Genomic DNA, 19012 nt, shown 5'->3' on the forward strand with positions numbered 1-19012 from the left:
GACGCGGCCGCGCTTCGCGGCGCGCGTGGCTTCAGATACTGCGGAAATGCGAGAGACACCTGCTGCCTATATCGCGACGGCGGCTTTTGATTTCAAGCCGCCGTCGCGTACGGGCAATTACAGGTCGAGCAGCAGACGGGCCGGATCTTCCAGCGCATCCTTCATCGCGACCAGCGACAGCACGGCTTCGCGGCCGTCGATGATACGGTGGTCGTACGACAGCGCCAGATAGTTCATCGGGCGGATCACGATCTGGCCGTTCTCGACGACTGCGCGTTCCTTCGTTGCATGCACGCCGAGAATCGCCGACTGCGGCGGGTTGATGATCGGCGTCGACAGCATCGAGCCGAACACACCGCCGTTCGAGATCGAGAACGTGCCGCCCGTCATTTCTTCGATCGACAGCTTGCCGTCCTTAGCCTTCTGGCCGAATTCGGCAATCTTCTTCTCGATGTCCGCGAGGCTCATCTGGTCTGCATTGCGCAGGATCGGCACCACCAGACCGCGCGGCGAACCGACAGCGATACCGATGTCGAAGTAGCCGTGATAGACGATGTCGTTACCGTCGATCGACGCGTTCACCAGCGGGAACTTCTTCAGCGCGTGGACAGCCGCCTTCACGAAGAACGACATGAAGCCGAGCTTCACGCCATGTTCCTTCTCGAACTTGTCCTTGTACTTGTTGCGCAGATCCATGACCGGGGCCATGTTCACTTCGTTGAACGTCGTGAGGATGGCGTTGGTCTGTTGCGACTCGAGCAGACGCTCGGCGATACGCGCACGCAGACGCGACATCGGCACGCGCTGTTCCGGACGGTCCTTCAGCCACTGGTCGGCCGATGCCGGTGCGCCGACTTGCGGCAGCGCGGGCTTCGCAGCGCGCGCTGCTGCCGGTGCCGGTGCGGCCTTCGGTGCCGGTGCAGCCGAAGAAGCGCCTGCGCCGAGCGCGTCCTGCTTCGTCACGCGGCCGTCGCGGCCCGTGCCGGCGACGTCGCCAGCGGCAACGCCCTTCTCAGCCAGAATCTTCGTTGCAGCGGGCGATGCGATGTTGCTCGCGCCTGCCACAGCGGCCGCTTGCGCCGGAGCGGCAGCGGCTGCCGGTTCGGCTTGCGGAGCGGGCTTCACTTCGGCTTCGACAGCCGCTTCGCCAGCCTTGCCTTCCGTGTCGATCTTCGCGATCACTTCGTCAGCCGTCACGATGTCGCCATCGTTCTTGATGACTTGCGCGAGCACGCCTGCCGACGGAGCCGGCACTTCGAGCACGACCTTGTCGGTTTCGATTTCGATCAGGATTTCGTCCTGGGCGACAGCTTCGCCCGGCTTCTTCTTCCACTGCAGCATCGTGGCTTCCGAGACCGACTCGGACAGCTGGGGAACCTTGACTTCAACAATAGCCATTTGATTTCTCTGAATACGTATCGGGTGACAACGAACCTTGTGCGAGCCGCGTCCGATGTTTGCGCGTAGCGACGCGCTTGCATGGGATGTTCAGACGCGGGGCGGGAAAGCGCTCAGCGCTTTCCCGGTTCGCTCTCTGTGGTTATTTAACGATGGACGCGCCTTTGAGACGGCCAAACGCGCCTTCGATCAGCGCCTTCTGCTGCTCGTAGTGCTTCGCGTAGTAGCCGACAGCGGGCGAAGCCGAAGCGGGACGGCCGCTGTACGCCAGCTTTTGTCCTTCCTTCATGCCTTCGCGCAGGTGATGTTCGATGTAGAACCACGGGCCCTGATTCTGCGGCTCGTCCTGCACCCACACCACTTCGGTTGCGTTGTCGTACTTCTTCAGTTCGGCTTCGAACTGCTTGTGCGCGAACGGATACAGCTGTTCGATACGCACGATCGCGACGTCTTGCGCCTTCGCTTCGCGGCGATGCGCGACGAGGTCGTAGTACACGCGGCCCGAGCAGGCCACCACGCGCTTGACCTTCTTCGCGTCGATCGTGTCGTCCACTTCACCGATCACCGGCTGGAACGAGCCCTTCGCGAGTTCCGACAGATCCGACACGGCTTCCTTGTGACGCAGCAGCGACTTCGGCGTGAAGACGATGAGCGGCTTGCGGAACAGGCGGATCATCTGACGGCGCAGCAGATGGAAAATCTGCGCCGGCGTGGTCGGCTGAACGACCTGCATGTTGTGGTCAGCGCACAGCTGCAGGAAGCGCTCGATACGCGCCGACGAGTGCTCCGGACCCTGGCCTTCGTAGCCGTGCGGCAGCAGCATCGTCAGGCCCGACACGCGGCCCCACTTCACTTCGCCCGACGAGATGAACTGGTCGATCACGACCTGCGCGCCGTTGACGAAGTCGCCGAACTGCGCTTCCCACGCGACGAACGTGTTCGGCTCAGCTGTCGAATAACCGTATTCGAAACCGAGCACGGCTTCTTCGGACAGCACCGAGTCGATCACCGTGAACTTCGCCTGGTTTTCAGCGATGTTCTGCAGCGGGATGTACGTGCCGTCGTTCCAGCGCTCGCGGTTCTGGTCGTGCAGCACCGCGTGACGGTGCGTGAACGTGCCGCGGCCCGAGTCCTGGCCCGTCAGACGCACGGCGTAGCCCGATGCGACCAACGACGCGAACGCCAGATGCTCGCCCATGCCCCAGTCCAGCGCTGCTTCGCCACGGCCCATTGCACGGCGGTCGTTGATGACGCGCTCGACCAGCGGGTGAACCTTGAAGTTCTCCGGAACCGTCGTGATGCGCTCGGCCAGACGCTTGAGTTCGGCGAGCGGCACTGCCGTGTCGGCTGCATCCGTCCACTTGCGGTTCAGGAACGGGACCCAGTCGACGGCGTACTTGCTCTTGTAGTTCGACAGAACCGGGTCGACCGTGTGGTGACCTTCGTCCATCGCCTTGCGGAATGCCTTGACGAATTCGTCGCCTTGTTCCGCCGTGATGACGCCCTGCTGCACCAGCTTTTCAGCGTACAGCGCGCGCGTGCCCGGGTGCTTGGCGATCGTCTTGTACATCAGCGGCTGCGTGACAGCCGGCGTGTCCTGCTCGTTGTGACCCAGCTTGCGGAAGCAGATGATGTCGAGCACGACATCCTTGTGGAACTGCATCCGGTAGTCGATGGCCAGCTGCGTAGCCAGCACGACTGCTTCGGGATCGTCGCCGTTCACGTGCAGAACGGGTGCCTCGATCATCTTGACGACGTCCGAGCAGTACAGCGTCGAGCGCGCATCGCGCGGATCCGACGTCGTGAAGCCGATCTGGTTGTTGATGACGATGTGCAGCGTGCCGTGCGTGCCGTAACCGCGCGTCTGCGCGAGGTTTAGCGTTTCCATCACGACGCCCTGACCTGCGAACGCAGCGTCGCCGTGGATCTGCACGGGCAGCACTTGCAGGCCCTGCTCGTCGCCGCGGCGGTCCATACGCGCCTTCGCGGAACCTTCGACCACCGGGTTCACGATTTCGAGGTGCGACGGGTTGAACGCGAGCGACAGGTGAACCGGGCCGCCTTCCGTCGCGATATCCGACGAGAAGCCCTTGTGATACTTGACGTCGCCTGCGGGCAGATCGTCGACGTGCTTGCCTTCGAATTCGGCGAAGAGGTCAGCAGGCATCTTGCCCAGCGTGTTGACCAGCACGTTCAGACGGCCGCGGTGCGCCATGCCGATGACGATTTCTGCCACGCCGTTCTTGCCGGCGTGATGCACGACTTCGTCCATCGACGCGATGAAGCTTTCGCCGCCTTCCAGCGAGAAGCGCTTCTGACCGACGTACTTGGTGTGCAGGAAGCGCTCGAGGCCTTCTGCTGCCGTCAGACGGTTCAGGATGTGCTTCTTCTTGTCGTTCGAGAAGTTCGGCGTCGAACGGATCGATTCGAGCTTCTCTTTCCACCAGCGCTTCTGTTCCGGATCGCTGAGGTACATGTACTCGGCGCCGATCGTGCCGCAGTACGTGTCGCGCAACGCCTTGACGATATCCCGCAGCGAAGCCTGTTCGAAACCGAAGTACAGGTTGTTCGTGTTGAACACCTGGTCCATGTCGGCTTCAGTGAAGTCGTAGAACGCGGGTTCGAGTTCGGGAATAGCGGGACGTTCGCGGCGCTTCAGGGGATCGAGGTTAGCCCATTGCGAGCCGAGGAAGCGATATGCGCCGATGAGGGACTGCACATAGACTTGCTTTCGCGCGGTGGTGAGATCTTCACCGCCGGTGCGCGGCAGGAAGGCATTCGCCTTTGCGCGCTGAGCGAAGGATTCGACGATCGGGCCATGAGCCACGTCGTTGGCACTGGTGCCATCCGATGCAGGGACGTTCTGCAGTGCGTCGAAATAGTTGCGCCAGGTCTCGGGCACTGACGCGGGATTGTCGAGATATGCTTCGTACAACTCTTCTACGTACGGAGCATTGCCGCCGAACAGATACGAGTTCGACTGGAATTGCTTCATCATTTTACGCTCACCTTTCTTCGAGCTTCTCGAGAAATAGCGGGTTACTGAACCTTCCGCGACACGGCCTGACCGTTTAGCGGATTGCGCGAATCAAGTCTTGCTTGGAAGGACCTAAAACTTGCATTCGCGGGAGCATATCACATAACCCATAGTTGACATAGGACAGCTCCCTATTGCAAACACCGTGGCACGGGGCTTTGCGGCAAGTTTTATGCTTGCGCAACAGTGTTTGCGGCGTGCAGGAAGAATACTTTAGGCGCTTATCGGAAGGTCTGCAGCGAAACCCACAAAAAAGCTCACCAACCAACGCGAGCACAATGTAAAAAGCCGCCCGAGGGCGGCTTTTTACTGAGGCGTTGACGATCAGTCGATCGCGGCTTCGCGGCTCGCGCGACGGCGCTCGTGTTCCTTCAGGTAACGCTTGCGCAGGCGGATGCTTTGCGGCGTCACTTCGACGAGTTCGTCGTCGTCGATGAATTCGACCGCGTATTCCAGCGACATCTGAACCGGCGGCACGAGACGCACGGCTTCGTCCGTACCCGATGCGCGCACGTTCGTCAGCTGCTTGCCCTTGATCGGGTTCACGACGAGGTCGTTGTCGCGGCTGTGAATGCCGATGATCATGCCTTCGTACAGCGCGTCGCCCGGCTTCACGAACATGCGGCCGCGATCCTGCAGCTTCCACAGCGCGTAGGCAACGGCCGCGCCGTCGTCCTGCGAGATCAGCACGCCATTGCGGCGCTCGCCGAGCGAGCCTTCCTTGAGCGGGAGGTATTCGTCGAACACGTGGCTCATCAGGCCCGTGCCACGCGTGAGCGTCATGAACTCGCCCTGGAAGCCGATCAGGCCGCGCGCCGGAATGCGGTACTCGAGACGCGTACGGCCGCGGCCGTCCGACGCCATGTCGAGCATTTCGCCCTTACGACGACCCAGTTCTTCCATCACGCCGCCCTGATGGCCGTCTTCGACGTCGACCGTCAGCAGTTCGTACGGCTCGTGCTTCACGCCGTCGACTTCATGCAGCACGACGCGCGGACGCGACACGGCCAGCTCGTAGCCTTCGCGACGCATGTTCTCGACGAGAATGGTCAGGTGCAGTTCGCCGCGGCCCGACACTTCGAACACGGTTTCGTCGCCCGTGTCCTTCACGCGCAGCGCGACGTTGTGGTTCAGTTCCTTCATCAGACGGTCGCGGATCTGGCGGCTCGTCACGAACTTGCCTTCCTTGCCCGCGAGCGGCGACGAGTTGACGAGGAAGTTCATCGTCAGCGTCGGCTCGTCGACGGTGATCATGGGCAGCGCTTCGGGCGCTTCCGGCGCGCAGATCGTCGCGCCGATACCCACTTCTTCGATACCGTTGATCAGCACGATGTCGCCGGCTTCAGCTTCGGCGACCTGCACGCGCTCCAGACCTTCGAACGACAGCACCTGGTTGATCTTGCGGTTCAGGATTTCGCCTTCCGGACCGAAGCGCAGGACGACCTGCTGGCCCGGCTTGATACGGCCACGCGTGATGCGGCCCACGCCGATACGACCGACGTACGTCGAATAATCGAGCGACGTGATCTGCAGCTGCAGCGGACCGTCCGGATCGGCCGGACGCACGGGCACGTGCTCCAGAATCGCTTCGAACAGCGGACGCATGTCGCCTTCGCGCACGCTCGGATCGAGGCCGGCATAGCCGTTCAGGCCCGACGCGTAGACGATCGGGAAGTCGAGCTGGTCTTCCGTGGCGCCGAGTTTGTCGAACAGGTCGAACGTCTGGTTGATCACCCAGTCGATACGCGCGCCCGGACGGTCGATCTTGTTGATCACGACGATCGGCTTCAGACCCAGCGCGAGCGCCTTCTTCGTCACGAAGCGGGTTTGCGGCATCGGGCCCTCGACGGCGTCGACGAGCAGCAGCACGGAGTCGACCATCGACAGCACGCGTTCCACTTCACCGCCGAAGTCGGCGTGGCCCGGGGTGTCGACGATGTTGATGTGCGTGCCTTCGTATTGAACGGCGCAATTCTTGGCGAGAATCGTGATGCCGCGCTCTTTTTCGATGTCGTTCGAATCCATCACGCGTTCAGCGATTTGCTGGTTTTCGCGGAAGGTGCCGGACTGGCGGAGCAGCTGGTCGACGAGCGTGGTTTTGCCGTGGTCGACGTGAGCGATGATGGCGATGTTGCGGAGAGCGCGGGACATAGGAACCTGGAAACGCTGGAATACGAGTGGAGTGCGCCACCTGCCCAGCCACCTTCGCCAAGCCCAAAGCGCACTTTTGGGAACCAACGATTGTAGCACGGGCTGATGAAGCGTTTCTGGTATTCCCTGATTGCTCCCTCAGCCGTCTCGATAAAGCGACAGGCGCGCCCTCTTCTTCCCCTTGCCGCGGCGACGCGCGCCGCACTGTCCGACCGAAAGAGAAAGATCCTTGCCTAAGCCGTAATAACACTTGCCGCGTCAATTAAGCGACTTTACAATGCTGCATAGTCAACCATTGCAGTCGCATGAGAATCATGACCGAACCGTCCCAAACGCCATCGCCCGAAGTCAGCGAATACCAGCTGGGCGAGAGCGTCGGCTATCTGATTTCGCGCGTGAAGTCGACGATGTCCAACCTCGTGACACAACGCACGATGGCGGAACTCGGCATCACCAGCCAGCAGGCGAGCGTGCTGTTCATGGTCGCCAGCGGCAAGTGCCTGCTCGCGGCCGAACTGGCGCGCGAATACGGCATCGACGCCAGCGCGGTCACACGCCTGATCGACCGGCTGGAAAAGCGCGGGCTCCTCACACGCGTTCGAAGCGAGGAAGACCGGCGCGCAGTCCGGCTCGCGCTGACGGCCGAAGGTCACGCGATCGCCGCGCGCATGCCCGCCGTCTTCACCAGCGTGACGGAAAAGTTGCTATCGGGCTTTTCTCCTGAGGAAACGGGATTCCTCAAGAGTCTTTTGAGACGTGTTCTCGCCAACAGCTGCGATGCGTTCAGCGAAACGCGTGACTCGGCAAGCAATACCGATAGCAAATCGTAAGAAATTAGTTGCATCGTCCATTAAAGAACATGTCATTACACGCAAAGAGTCGAGCGATGAAATTCCTTTCCAGGCCCGCGCCCGTCGTATCGCGCCGGGCGGCCGTCGCTGCCGCCGTGGCAGCGTTCGCCCTCGCCGGCTGCGCGAACTATTTCGATCTCAAGGACGACAAGCAGATCGCGTCGACCTCGCAGTTCGAAGCGTCGCAGAGTCTGCCCGCGCAAGGCGGTCAGTGGCCGACGCTCGACTGGGCCAACCAGTTCGGCGATCCGCAACTGCCGAAGCTGATCGCGGAAGCGCTCGAAGGCAATCCGTCGATCGCGCAGGCGCAGGCGCGCATCGCGAAGGCGTCGTCCTATATCGAAACGTCGAAGTCGGCGCTGTACCCGAAGGTCGAAGGAAGCTATTCGTGGACCCGCGAGCTGTACTCCGCCAACGCGCTGTTCCCGCCGCCCTACGGCGGCACGTGGTACAGCGAGAACAACGTGCTCGCGAGCGCGTCCTGGGATCTCGATCTGTGGGGTAAGAATCGTCAGAAGCTCGGCCAGGCCGTGTCGCAGGAAAAAGCCGCCGAGGCAGACATGCAGCAGGCGCGCGTGACGCTCGCGGCATCGGTTGCGCGCACGTACAACTCGCTCGCGCAGCAGTACGCGCTGCGCGACATCGCCGAGCGCGAGATCAAGAATCGCCAGAGCGTCGGCTCGATCACCAATGACCGCGTCCGCGCCGGTCTCGACACGAACGTCGAGCGTCAGACGTCGAACGGCAATATCGCGACGAGCCAGTCGAACCTGACGGAGCTCGACGGTCAGATCACGGCGACGCGCTACGAACTCGGCGCGCTGCTCGGCAAAGGCCCGGACCGCGGCCTGCAGATCGCCAAGCCGGTGTTCAATCCCGGCGGCGCCGTCTCGCTGCCCGACAACGTGCCCGCCGATCTGATCGCGCGTCGCCCGGACATCGTCGCCGCGCGCTGGCAGGTCGAAGCCGCGATGCACGACATCAAGGAAGCGAAGGCCGAATTCTTCCCGGACGTGAATCTCGCGGCCGGTTTCGGCTTCGACGCATTCGGCTGGGGACGTTTTCTGACGTCGTCGAGCCGCCAGATCCAGTTCGGCCCGGCGATCCATCTGCCGATTTTCGATGCCGGCGCGCTGCGTTCGCAGCTCAAGGGCCGCTTCGCCGACTTCGATCTCGACGTCGCGAACTACAACCAGACGCTGATCAACGCGCTCTCCGACGTCGCCACGCAGATTTCGTCGATCCGCTCGCTCGACAACCAGACGGGCGATGCGCAGCGCGCGCTCGACGCATCGACGAAAGCGTACGAACTCGCCGTGATCCGCTACAAGGCGGGGCTGTCGCCGCAGCTGCAGGTGCTGACGGCCGACCAGAACCGCCTCGCTGCCGAGCAGACCGTGACGAACCTGAAGATGCGCCGCCGCGATCTGCAGATCGCGCTGATCAAGGCGCTCGGCGGCGGTTTCGACGCGACACAGACAGGCCTCGTCGTGCCGACGGACGCGCCGGCGTCGTCGGCAGCGGCTGCCCACGCGGCGAACTGAGCGCAGCAGACCACACGCACATTGCGATCCGAATAAACGATACAGAACTGACAGAATCCGGAGCTATTCATGAGCACGCCCCAACAACCCGCGAACGCGCAGCCGGCCAGCAACGGCAAACGCAAGCGCATGATGACGCTGCTCGTCATCGTGATCCTGATTGCCGCGATCGCGTACGGCCTCTACTACTTCCTCGTCGCGCGCTTCCATGAGGAGACCGACGATGCATACGTGAACGGCAACGTCGTTCAGATCACGCCGCAGGTGACGGGCACCGTGGTCGCCGTGAACGCCGACGACACGCAAACCGTAAAAATGGGCGATCCGCTCGTCATGCTCGATCCGGCTGATTCGCGTATCGCGCTGCAATCGGCGGAAGCGAATCTCGGCCAGGTCGTGCGCCAGGTGCGCGGCCTCTATGCCGACGACAGCCAGTATCAGGCGCAGGTGGCCGTGCGTCAGGCGGATCTGTCGCGCGCCCAGGACGACCTGAAGCGTCGTATGCAGGTCGCGCAGACGGGCGCCGTGTCGCAGGAAGAAATCTCGCACGCACGCGACGCCGTCAAGAGCGCGCAAGCCGCGCTCGACGCGTCGCAGCAGCAACTCGCGTCCAATCGCGCGCTGACGGCGAACACGACGATCGCAAGCCATCCGAACGTGCAGGCCGCGGCCGCCAAGGTCCGCGACGCGTATCTGAACAACGCGCGCAACACGTTGCCCGCACCCGTGACGGGCTATGTCGCGAAACGCTCGGTGCAAGTCGGCCAGCGCGTCGCACCGGGCAACCCGCTGATGGCGATCGTGCCGCTGAACGGCGTGTGGGTCGACGCGAACTTCAAGGAAGTGCAGCTGAAGCATATGCGTATCGGCCAGACCGTCGAACTGACGGCGGACGTGTACGGTTCGTCGGTCAAGTATCAGGGCAAGGTGGTCGGCTTCTCGGCGGGCACGGGCTCGGCGTTTTCGCTGCTGCCGGCGCAGAACGCGACGGGTAACTGGATCAAGGTCGTGCAGCGTCTGCCCGTGCGTATCGCGCTCGATCCGCAGGAACTCGAGAAGCATCCGCTGCGTATCGGCCTGTCGATGCAGGTCGACGTGAGCATCAAGGACGACACGGGCGGCGAACTCGGCAGCGCGGTGAACACCGTCTATCAGACCAACGTCTTCGACAAGTACGGCGACCAGGCCGACGCCGAAATCGCGCGCATCATCGCCGAGAATGCCGGCCCGAACGCAGGTCAGCCGCAGAAGGCGGCAAATGGCTCGAAGGCCGCCGCGAAGCTGATGTAAGCGGCATCCGTCTGCATAACGAAGGTTCGACAATAGATGGCTCAGTCTCAGGCGCAGGCCCCTCATCCGCCGCTCGAGGGCGCGCAACTGGTGATCGGCACCATAGCGGTGTCGCTCGCCGTTTTCATGAACGTGCTCGACACGTCGATCGCGAACGTGTCGATTCCGTCGATCTCCGGCGACCTCGGCGTATCGTCCGATCAGGGCACGTGGGTGATCACGTCGTTCGCGGTCGCCAACGCGATCTCCGTGCCACTCACCGGCTGGCTCACCGATCGCATCGGCCAGGTGCGCCTGTTCATGGCGTCGATCATACTGTTCGTGATCTCGTCGTGGATGTGTGGACTCTCGCCGAACCTCCCCTTCCTGCTCGCGTCGCGCGTGCTGCAGGGCGCGGTGGCCGGCCCGATGATTCCATTGTCGCAAACGCTGCTGCTCGCGAGCTATCCGCGCGCGAAGGCGCCCATGGCGCTGTCGATGTGGGCGATGACGACGCTGATTGCGCCCGTCGCGGGTCCGATTCTGGGTGGCTGGATTTCAGACAACATTTCCTGGCCGTGGATTTTCTACGTGAACATCCCGGTCGGGATCGTTGCCGCGCTTGCAACGTGGGCGATCTTCCGCAACCGCGATTCCGTCATTAAGAAAGCACCGATCGATATGGTCGGCCTCGTGCTGCTAATTACGTGGGTCGGTTCGCTGCAGGTGATGCTCGACAAGGGCAAGGATCTCGACTGGTTCTCGTCGACGACGATCGTCGTGCTGGGTTTGACGGCCGTGATCGCGCTCGCGTTTTTCATCGTGTGGGAGCTGACGGACAAGCATCCTGTCGTCGACCTGTCGCTGTTCAAGTTGCGTAATTTCACGGGCGGCACGGTGGCGCTCGCGGTCGGCTATGGCTTGTACTTCGGCAATCTGGTGCTGCTGCCGCTGTGGCTGCAAACGGATATCGGCTACACCGCGACGGATGCGGGTCTCGTGCTGGCGCCTGTCGGCGTGTTCGCGATCATTTTGTCGCCCGTGACGGGCAAGATCCTGCCACGCACCGATCCGCGCTATATCTCGACGGCGTCGTTCCTGATTTTCGCGCTGGTGTTCTGGATGCGCTCGCGTTATACGACGGGCGTCGACACGTATTCGCTGATGCTGCCGACGCTGATTCAAGGCATCGGTATGGCTGGGTTCTTTATTCCGCTTGTGTCGATCACGCTGTCGGGCTTGCCGGGCAATCGGATTCCGGCTGCATCCGGTCTGTCGAACTTTGTGCGGATCATGTGCGGCGGTATCGGCACGTCGATCTTCGAGACGGCGTGGGATCATCGTTCGATTCTTCATCACACGCAGTTGACCGAGCACGCGAATGCTTTCAATCCTGTGTTCGATCAGTCGGTCACGCAACTCGGTGGCGTTGGGTTGAATCAGTCGCAGGCTTATGGTCTGTTCAACTCGATGGCGACGCAGCAGGCGGCACAGTTGGGTGTGAACGATCTGTTCTATGTGTCGGCAGGGATTTTTGTCGCGCTGATCGCGTTGATATGGATTACGCGGCCTGAGCGGGCTGGGAGCGGCGACTCGGCTGCAGCGGCTTCTGCGGCGCACTGAGGTTTTGCCGCGGCTGGTTGGGTTTTGGGGTTGGGGTGTTCGCTGGCATCCGCGTTGACATGTCGTTTTGCATGCGTTGCCCCTGTGCGGGGCGGCACCTACTTTTCTTTGCAGCGGCAAAGAAAAGTAGGCAAAAGAAAGCCGCTTCAAACCTCCGGTGCCTGCCAGGATAACGCCAAGGCACACGGTCTTTGAGCGGTCGCGCAGTGACGCAAACACTCCGTAGAAAGCCCGCAGTCAGGCGCGCGCGGCGCGAAAGATGACATCCACCTGGGGCACATTCGGTCAGCACGTTTTTTTTGCCTTTGCCGTCGCTCTGACTACGGCGGTATGTGCTCCAAACTGTATTGGTTTTTCGCGCCGTGCGCGGTTGACTGCGGGCTTTCTACAGAGTGCGGAAGTCGCTAGGCAATAGCTCAACTGCGGCACGCGGCAGCGTTATCCAGGCAGGCACTGGAGGTTCAAAAGCGGCTTTCTTTTGCCTACTTTTCTTTGCCGCTGCAAAGAAAAGTAGGTGCCGCCCCGCACAGGGGCAACGCTAATAAACCGATACGCAAACGCGGATGCCAGCGAAGAAAAAGGCACGCGCCGCCCAGGCGCTAACTCACTATAAGACGCTCGGGCGCCAGCACACCTTCAGAAGCTCTCGCGACACCAAGCAACTTCCCTTCACTGCCATAAACCCGCGCACGAACAGCAGCCTGCAAGGCATCCTGATCAACTGAAAGATCAGCCAACCTCAATCGCTGCCCATGCAAAAACCGCCGCGTCGCGTCTTCATCGAGTTGAACTGAAGGAAACGTAGAAAGCAAAGCATCGACAGGTTGAAGCCAGCCATCACGCTCACTTGGCTGAGCATCAGACAACGCATTGAGCGTCACAGAATTGGCGAGCGTCAACGCGCCGACGCCGGTACGTCGCAACATCACCAGATGCGCGCCACATCCGAGCGCTTCGCCGATATCCTCCGCCAGCGTGCGCACATACGTGCCCTTGCTGCACGTCACACGAAACGTCACATCAGGCAACGCGCACGCGATCATTTCAAGCACGTGAATCGTCACCCGACGCCCTTCGCGCTCGACCGTCTGCCCAGCGCGCGCGTACTCGTAAAGTGGCTTGCCGTCGCGCTTGAGCGCCGAATACATCGGCGGCACCTGAACGATGTCGCCGCGAAACTGCGCGAGCGCCTGCTCGACGGCGCGCTCGTCGCACGTGACGTCGCGCGTGTCGATCGCCTCGCCCTCGGCATCGCCCGTCGTCGTGCGAATGCCGAGCCGCATCGTCGCTTCGTAGGTCTTGTCCGCTTCGAGCAAATCTTGCGAAAACTTCGTCGCTTCACCGAAGCAAAGCGGCAAAAGACCGGACGCGAGCGGATCGAGCGTGCCCGTATGCCCTGCCTTCTTTGCGAGATACAGACGCTTCGCGCGGATCAGCGCATCATTGCTCGACAGACCGACCGGTTTGTCGAGCAGCAACACGCCATCCAGCGCGCGGCGCGGCACCTTGGGACGTTGGTTCTGAGTCATATGTGCGCGTGCCTCGACCTGCAATCAGTCGTCTTTCGCGCGCGAAGCGTTCGCCTCGTCGATCAGGCGCGACATCTCGACGGCACGCTCGATCGTCTTGTCGTAGTGAAAATGCAGCGTCGGCACCGTGTGGATATGCAGCCGCTTGAACAGCAGATTGTGCAGATGACCCGCCGCGTGATTGAGCGCGTCCTGCGTCTGATGCGGATCGCCCGTCAGCGTCGTGAAGTAGACCTTCGCGTGCGCATAGTCAGGCGTCAACTCGACGCTCTGAAACGTAACGATACCGATGCGCGGGTCTTTGACCTCGCGAATCAGATCAGAAAGATCGCGCTGAATCTGATCGGCGATCTGCACATTGCGATTGGGAGAAGTACGTTTCTTAGGCATGGTGAATCCGTGATCCGTGCTGCCGGATAGCAAGGTGTTCGCGCATTCGGCGGCAGCGAGCCACGGACACATCCAACGCAAACACGACAAACAATCGATACAAAAACAAAGGGGCGGGACCGGGCTTCAGCGCCCGCCCCGCCCCTCATCTACGCGACGCCGGAATTACAGCGTACGCGCGACTTCCGTGACTTCGAAGACTTCGAACTGGTCGCCTTCCTGGATGTCGTTGAAGTTCTTCACCGACATACCGCACTCGAAGCCCTGACGCACTTCCTTGACATCGTCCTTGAAGCGCTTGAGCGAATCGAGCTCGCCCGTGTGGATGACGACGTTGTTGCGCAGCACGCGCACCGACGACGAACGCTTGACCACACCGTCCGTGACCATACAGCCGGCCACCGAGCCAACCTTCGGCACCTTGAAGACCTGACGCACTTCGACCATGCCCGTAACGACTTCGCGCTTTTCCGGCGCCAACATGCCCGACATCGCCGCCTTCACCTCATCCACTGCGTCGTAGATGATGTTGTAGTAACGGATGTCGATACCGTTGGTCTCGGCCAGCTTGCGAGCCTGCGCATCCGCACGCGTGTTGAAGCCGATGATGACCGCCTTCGATGCCGTAGCCAGATTGACGTCCGACTCGCTGATTCCGCCGACCGCGCTGTGCACGATCTGCACGCGCACTTCGTCGTTCGACAGCTTGAGCAGCGACTGCACCAGCGCTTCCTGCGAACCCTGCACGTCCGCCTTGACGATGAGCGGCAGGTATTGCACTTCGCCTTCGCCCATCTGCTCGAGCATGTTTTCGAGCTTCGCGGCCTGCTGCTTCGCCAGCTTCACGTCGCGGAACTTGCCTTGACGGAACAGTGCGACTTCACGCGCCTTACGGTCGTCCGGCATGACGATGACTTCTTCGCCCGCCGCCGGCACTTCCGACAGACCTTGAATTTCGACCGGGATCGACGGACCTGCCGACTTGGTCGGCTTGCCCGTTTCGTCGAGCATTGCACGCACACGGCCGTAGGCGCTGCCTGCCAGCACGACGTCGCCGCGATTGAGCGTACCCGACTGGACGAGGATCGTTGCAACCGGACCCTTACCCTTGTCGAGCTTCGCTTCGATCACGAGGCCCTTCGCCGGTGCTTCGACAGGTGCCTTCAGTTCCAGCACTTCCGCCTGCAGCAGCACGTTTTCGAGCAGATCGTCGATACCCGCGCCCGTTTTCGCCGACACCGACACGAACGGCGAATCGCCACCGTACTCTTCCGGCACGACGCCTTCCGCGACGAGTTCCTGCTTGACGCGGTCCGGATTCGCATCCGGCTTGTCGATCTTGTTGATCGCAACGACGAGCGGCACGCCACCCGCCTTCGCGTGCGAGATGGCTTCCTTCGTCTGCGGCATGACGCCATCATCCGCTGCAACGACCAGAATCACGATGTCGGTTGCCTTCGCACCGCGTGCACGCATTGCCGTGAACGCTTCGTGACCCGGCGTATCGAGGAACGTGATGACGCCGCGCGGCGTTTCGACGTGATACGCGCCGATGTGCTGCGTAATGCCGCCCGCTTCGCCCGCCGCAACCTTCGCGCGACGGATGTAGTCCAGCAGCGAGGTCTTGCCGTGGTCGACGTGACCCATGACCGTGACGACAGGCGGACGCGGCAGCTGCGGCGCGTCGGAGATTTCGCCTTCGACGAGCATCGCTTCCGGATCGTCCAGCTTGGCCGCGACAGCATGGTGGCCCAGTTCTTCGACGACGATCATCGCCGTTTCCTGGTCCAGCATCTGGTTGATCGTAACCATCTGGCCGAGCTTCATCATCACCTTGATGACTTCCGAAGCCTTCACCGACATCTTGTGCGCGAGATCGGCAACCGTGATGGTTTCCGGCACGTGCACTTCACGCACGATCGGTTCGGTCGGCGCCTGGAAGGTCGTGGATTCCTGATGCTTGCCACGGCCCTTCGGACCGCCACGCCAGCCGCGATCGACGCCGCCGCTCGTGTCGCCGCGCGTCTTGATACCACGGCGCTTCGCTGCGTCGTCCTGCCAGCCGCCCTTGCCGCCGGCCTTCTTCTTGTCGCCGCCGGGACCAGCCGGCTGCGCAGTCGCTGCCGGTTGCGCCGCTGCTGCGGGCGCCGGCTTCTTCGCGGCCGGACGTGCCGACGTTTCGCCAGCCGGACGCGCCGGCTTGTGCAGCGTACCCTTCGCTTCCGCGGGCTTTGGCGCCTCGGCCGGCTTCGGCGGCGGTTCCGGCGCCTTGACCTGCGCCTTGCGCGGCGTGTTCATCATTTCGCGGATTGCGCGCGCTTCGGCTTCCGCCTTCGCACGACGCTTCGCGATTTCTTCCTGTTCGAGACGCGCCTTTTCGGCCTGCTCACGCGCAGCATCTTCGGCCTTCTTCGCCGCTTCGCGCTGTGCAGCGCGTTCCGCTGCTGCGCGCTCTTCGTCCTGCGATGCGCGTTCCTGCTCGGCCTGCTCGCGAGCCGCGGCTGCCGCTTCGGCCACTGCCGCAGCACGCTTCTTCGCCGCTTCCTCTTCGGCGCGACGACGCTCGGCTTCGGCAGCCTGTTCGCGTGCCTGACGCTCGGCTTCCTCGAGGGCGAGTTGATCCTGGCGCGCCTTCAGCTCCTGAGCCTGCTTTTCGAGCAGCTCGGCTTCGTGACGTGCTTCTTCCTCGCGACGCTGCAGTTCGAGATCTTCCGCGGCTGCTTCCTGACCATTGCCCGTTGCTTCCGCGGGCTGATCGACAGCCTCATCGCGGCGGACGAACGTACGCTTCTTGCGCACCTCGACCTGAATGGTACGAGCTTTACCCGTCGCGTCGGACTGCTTGATCTCCGACGTATGCCGCTTGGTCAGCGTGATCTTGCGCTTGTCAGCATCGTTCGAGCCGTGCGACCTGCGCAAGTGGTCGAGCAGACGCGCCTTGTCCGTCTCGGACAAAGCATCGTCTTCACTCGCTTTCTGGACGCCCGCCGCCTGCAGCTGCTCGAGCAGCACGCCTGCAGGCATTTTCAGTTCCGCGGCAAATTGGGCTACGTTGTTACTCGCCATTCATTCCTCTTAATGCAAGGACCGATTCCTTGCGGTTAGCATCGGGTCATGCAGCCTTACGGCCGCGATCAGGTCAGTGGTTCATGGTCTTGGATCTCATTGAAACCAGTGTTCACGGGCCTTCATAATCAACGCCTTGGCGGCGTCTTCACTTACGCCGGCCATCTCGACCAGCTCGTCCACAGCCAGTTCGGCCAGATCGTCGCGCGTCTGGATCTGATGTTCAGCCAGCTTCGCGAGCAGATCGGCGTCCATGCCGTCGAGGCTCTTCAGGTCGAGCGCAACGCCCTCGACCTTCTCCTCGTTCGCAATCGCCATCGTCAACAACGCATCACGAGCGCGGTTGCGCAGTTCGTGAACGGTGTCTTCGTCGAATGCTTCGATTTCCAGCATCTCGTTGAGCGGCACATAGGCGATCTCTTCGAGACTCGTGAAACCTTCGTCGATCAGGATGTCGGCGACTTCTTCATCGACATCGAGACGCGCCATGAACAGGTCGCGCAGAACGCTGCGTTCCTGGTTCTGCTTTTGCGCAGACTCGTCCGGCGTCATGATGTTGATCTGCCAGCCGGTCAGCTCACTGGCGAGACGCACGTTCTGGCCGCTGCGGCCGATGGCGACCGCCAGTTCGTTTTCGTCGACGACGACGTCCATCGAATGCTTTTCTTCATCGACGACGATCGACTGGACAGCTGCCGGCGCGAGCGCGCCGATCACAAACTGGGCGGGATCTTCCGACCATAGCACGATGTCGACGTTTTCGCCACCGAGCTCATTGCGCACCGCCTGCACACGCGAACCGCGAATGCCGACGCAGGTGCCGATGGGATCGATACGCTTGTCGTACGCGACCACGCCGATCTTCGCGCGCACGCCGGGATCGCGCGCCGCCGCCTTGATTTCCAACAGGCCCTGCTCGATTTCCGGCACTTCCATTTCGAAGAGCTTCATCAGGAACTCGGGCGCCGTACGCGACAGCTCGATCTGCGGACCGCGTGCGGTGCGATCGACCTTGCCGATGTAAGCGCGCACACGGTCGCCGACGCGCAGGTTTTCCTTCGGAATCAGCTGGTCGCGGCGCAGCAGCGCTTCGACACGGCCCGATTCGACGATGAAGTTGCCCTTGTCGAGACGCTTGACGGTGCCCGTCATGATGCTTTCGCCGCGCTCGAGGAAGTCGTTCAGGATCTGCTCGCGTTCCGCGTCGCGCACCTTCTGCAGGATCACCTGCTTGGCGGCCTGCGCGCCGATACGGCCGAATTCGATGGACGGAACGGGTTCTTCCAGGAAGTCGTCGATCTGCGCGTCGGCCTTCTGCTCGCGCGCTTCGAACAACAGAATTTCCTGATCCGGCTCTTGCAGGCCGGCTTCGTCCGGCACGACTTTCCAGCGACGGAAGGTTTCGTGCTCGCCGCTTTCACGGTCGATATGAACGCGGATGTCCGCGTCTTCGTCGAAGAGTTTCTTGGATGCAGACGCGAGCGCTGCCTCGAGCGCGGCAAAAACCACGTCCTTGTCGACATTTTTTTCGCGTGCCAGCGCATCCACCAGCATCAACACTTCGCGACTCATTGTTTGCGGCTCCTAAAGTCAACTTTCGGAACGAGGCGTGCCTTGTCGATATCCGCGAGCGTGAAATCCAGCATCGCGGCGCCTTCCTTCCCTTCAAATTCCAGACCGATCGTTTCGCCTTCGGGTGCATGCAGGATGCCCCGGTACGATTTCCGTCCGTCCAATGGCTTTTTCAATGTGATGACCGCCTCGCTGCCCGCGAAGCGTTCGAAGTCCGCCAGTTTTTTCAGCGGACGGTCGAGACCTGGCGACGATACTTCGAGCCGCTCGTAATCGATATTTTCGACCGTCAGTACGTGCTGGAGCTGACGGGTAACTTTTTCGCAGTCTTCGATCGCGATGCCGGCGGGCTGGTCGATATAAATACACAGCATGCCGCGCCCGGTGCGCTCGAGATCGACGAGCTCATAGCCGAGGCCCACGACCGTGGTTTCAATCAGTTCCGTCAGTTGCACGTTGCCCTCTAAGATGTTCGCGCCGCAAGCCGTTGCGATACACCCGCGGGCTGCGCGCCAAGCCGGCGCACGTTCGTGCTACCCGAGATGCCGATCCACGTAAGAACTGAGCGGCAAAAAAAAATGG

Annotated in this window: 12 protein-coding genes; 4 read left to right on the top strand and 8 right to left on the bottom strand. The window is 61.9% G+C overall.

The features are described 5' to 3' along the window. Positions 1–117 precede the first annotated feature (117 nt). The 3 genes from odhB to typA form a co-directional block, all read right to left on the bottom strand. Complete coding sequence (odhB, locus tag QEN71_RS23055; protein ID WP_201657327.1) at positions 118–1398, bottom strand: 2-oxoglutarate dehydrogenase complex dihydrolipoyllysine-residue succinyltransferase; 1281 nt, start codon at positions 1396–1398, stop codon at positions 118–120. Between the two features lie 142 nt (positions 1399–1540). Continuing rightward, positions 1541–4396 carry a 2-oxoglutarate dehydrogenase E1 component gene (locus tag QEN71_RS23060; RefSeq protein WP_201657330.1) on the bottom strand — a complete coding sequence of 952 codons (2856 nt, stop codon included), beginning with the start codon at positions 4394–4396 and terminating at the stop codon, positions 1541–1543. 363 nt (positions 4397–4759) lie between these two features. Then, the gene (gene typA, locus QEN71_RS23065; protein ID WP_201657334.1) at positions 4760–6586 is read right to left on the bottom strand and encodes a translational GTPase TypA; all 1827 of its coding nucleotides are present in this window, start codon (positions 6584–6586) and stop codon (positions 4760–4762) included. A gap of 314 nt (positions 6587–6900) precedes the next feature. On the opposite strand from typA, the gene QEN71_RS23070 reads away from it, so the two are divergent. The 4 genes from QEN71_RS23070 (at position 6901) to QEN71_RS23085 (ending at position 11873) form a co-directional block, all read left to right on the top strand. Further along, complete coding sequence (locus QEN71_RS23070; protein ID WP_201657337.1) at positions 6901–7416, top strand: MarR family winged helix-turn-helix transcriptional regulator; 516 nt, start codon at positions 6901–6903, stop codon at positions 7414–7416. Positions 7417–7472: 56 nt separating this feature from the next. Beyond that, positions 7473–8981: an efflux transporter outer membrane subunit gene (locus QEN71_RS23075; RefSeq protein WP_201657339.1), complete on the top strand. Its 1509-nt coding sequence runs from the start codon at positions 7473–7475 to the stop codon at positions 8979–8981. 69 nt (positions 8982–9050) lie between these two features. Continuing rightward, complete coding sequence (locus QEN71_RS23080) at positions 9051–10271, top strand: EmrA/EmrK family multidrug efflux transporter periplasmic adaptor subunit (RefSeq protein WP_201657341.1); 1221 nt, start codon at positions 9051–9053, stop codon at positions 10269–10271. A 36-nt stretch (positions 10272–10307) separates the two neighbouring features. Beyond that, complete coding sequence (locus tag QEN71_RS23085) at positions 10308–11873, top strand: DHA2 family efflux MFS transporter permease subunit (protein ID WP_201657343.1); 1566 nt, start codon at positions 10308–10310, stop codon at positions 11871–11873. Between the two features lie 599 nt (positions 11874–12472). On the opposite strand, the gene truB is transcribed toward QEN71_RS23085, so the two are convergent. From truB to rimP, 5 genes are all read right to left on the bottom strand, one after another. Further along, entirely contained in the window at positions 12473–13402 is a 930-nt protein-coding gene (gene truB / locus QEN71_RS23090) for a tRNA pseudouridine(55) synthase TruB (RefSeq protein ID WP_201657344.1), read from the bottom strand. A 24-nt stretch (positions 13403–13426) separates the two neighbouring features. Then, on the bottom strand, positions 13427–13792 hold the full coding sequence (gene rbfA, locus QEN71_RS23095) for a 30S ribosome-binding factor RbfA (protein ID WP_036005647.1): 366 nt from the start codon (positions 13790–13792) through the stop codon (positions 13427–13429). Between the two features lie 165 nt (positions 13793–13957). Further along, entirely contained in the window at positions 13958–16858 is a 2901-nt protein-coding gene (gene infB, locus QEN71_RS23100) for a translation initiation factor IF-2 (RefSeq protein WP_201657346.1), read from the bottom strand. A gap of 96 nt (positions 16859–16954) precedes the next feature. Beyond that, positions 16955–18430 (bottom strand): transcription termination factor NusA, encoded by a 1476-nt coding sequence (gene nusA, locus QEN71_RS23105; protein ID WP_201657352.1) that lies wholly within the window; start codon positions 18428–18430, stop codon positions 16955–16957. Then, positions 18427–18885, bottom strand: coding sequence for a ribosome maturation factor RimP (rimP, locus tag QEN71_RS23110; RefSeq protein WP_012401123.1), 459 nt, complete (start codon positions 18883–18885; stop codon positions 18427–18429). Before rimP ends, nusA begins: the two co-directional genes overlap by 4 nt. Positions 18886–19012 lie beyond the last annotated feature (127 nt).

The sequence above is a fragment of the Paraburkholderia sabiae genome (genome assembly GCF_030412785.1).
Lineage (GTDB): Bacteria > Pseudomonadota > Gammaproteobacteria > Burkholderiales > Burkholderiaceae > Paraburkholderia > Paraburkholderia sabiae.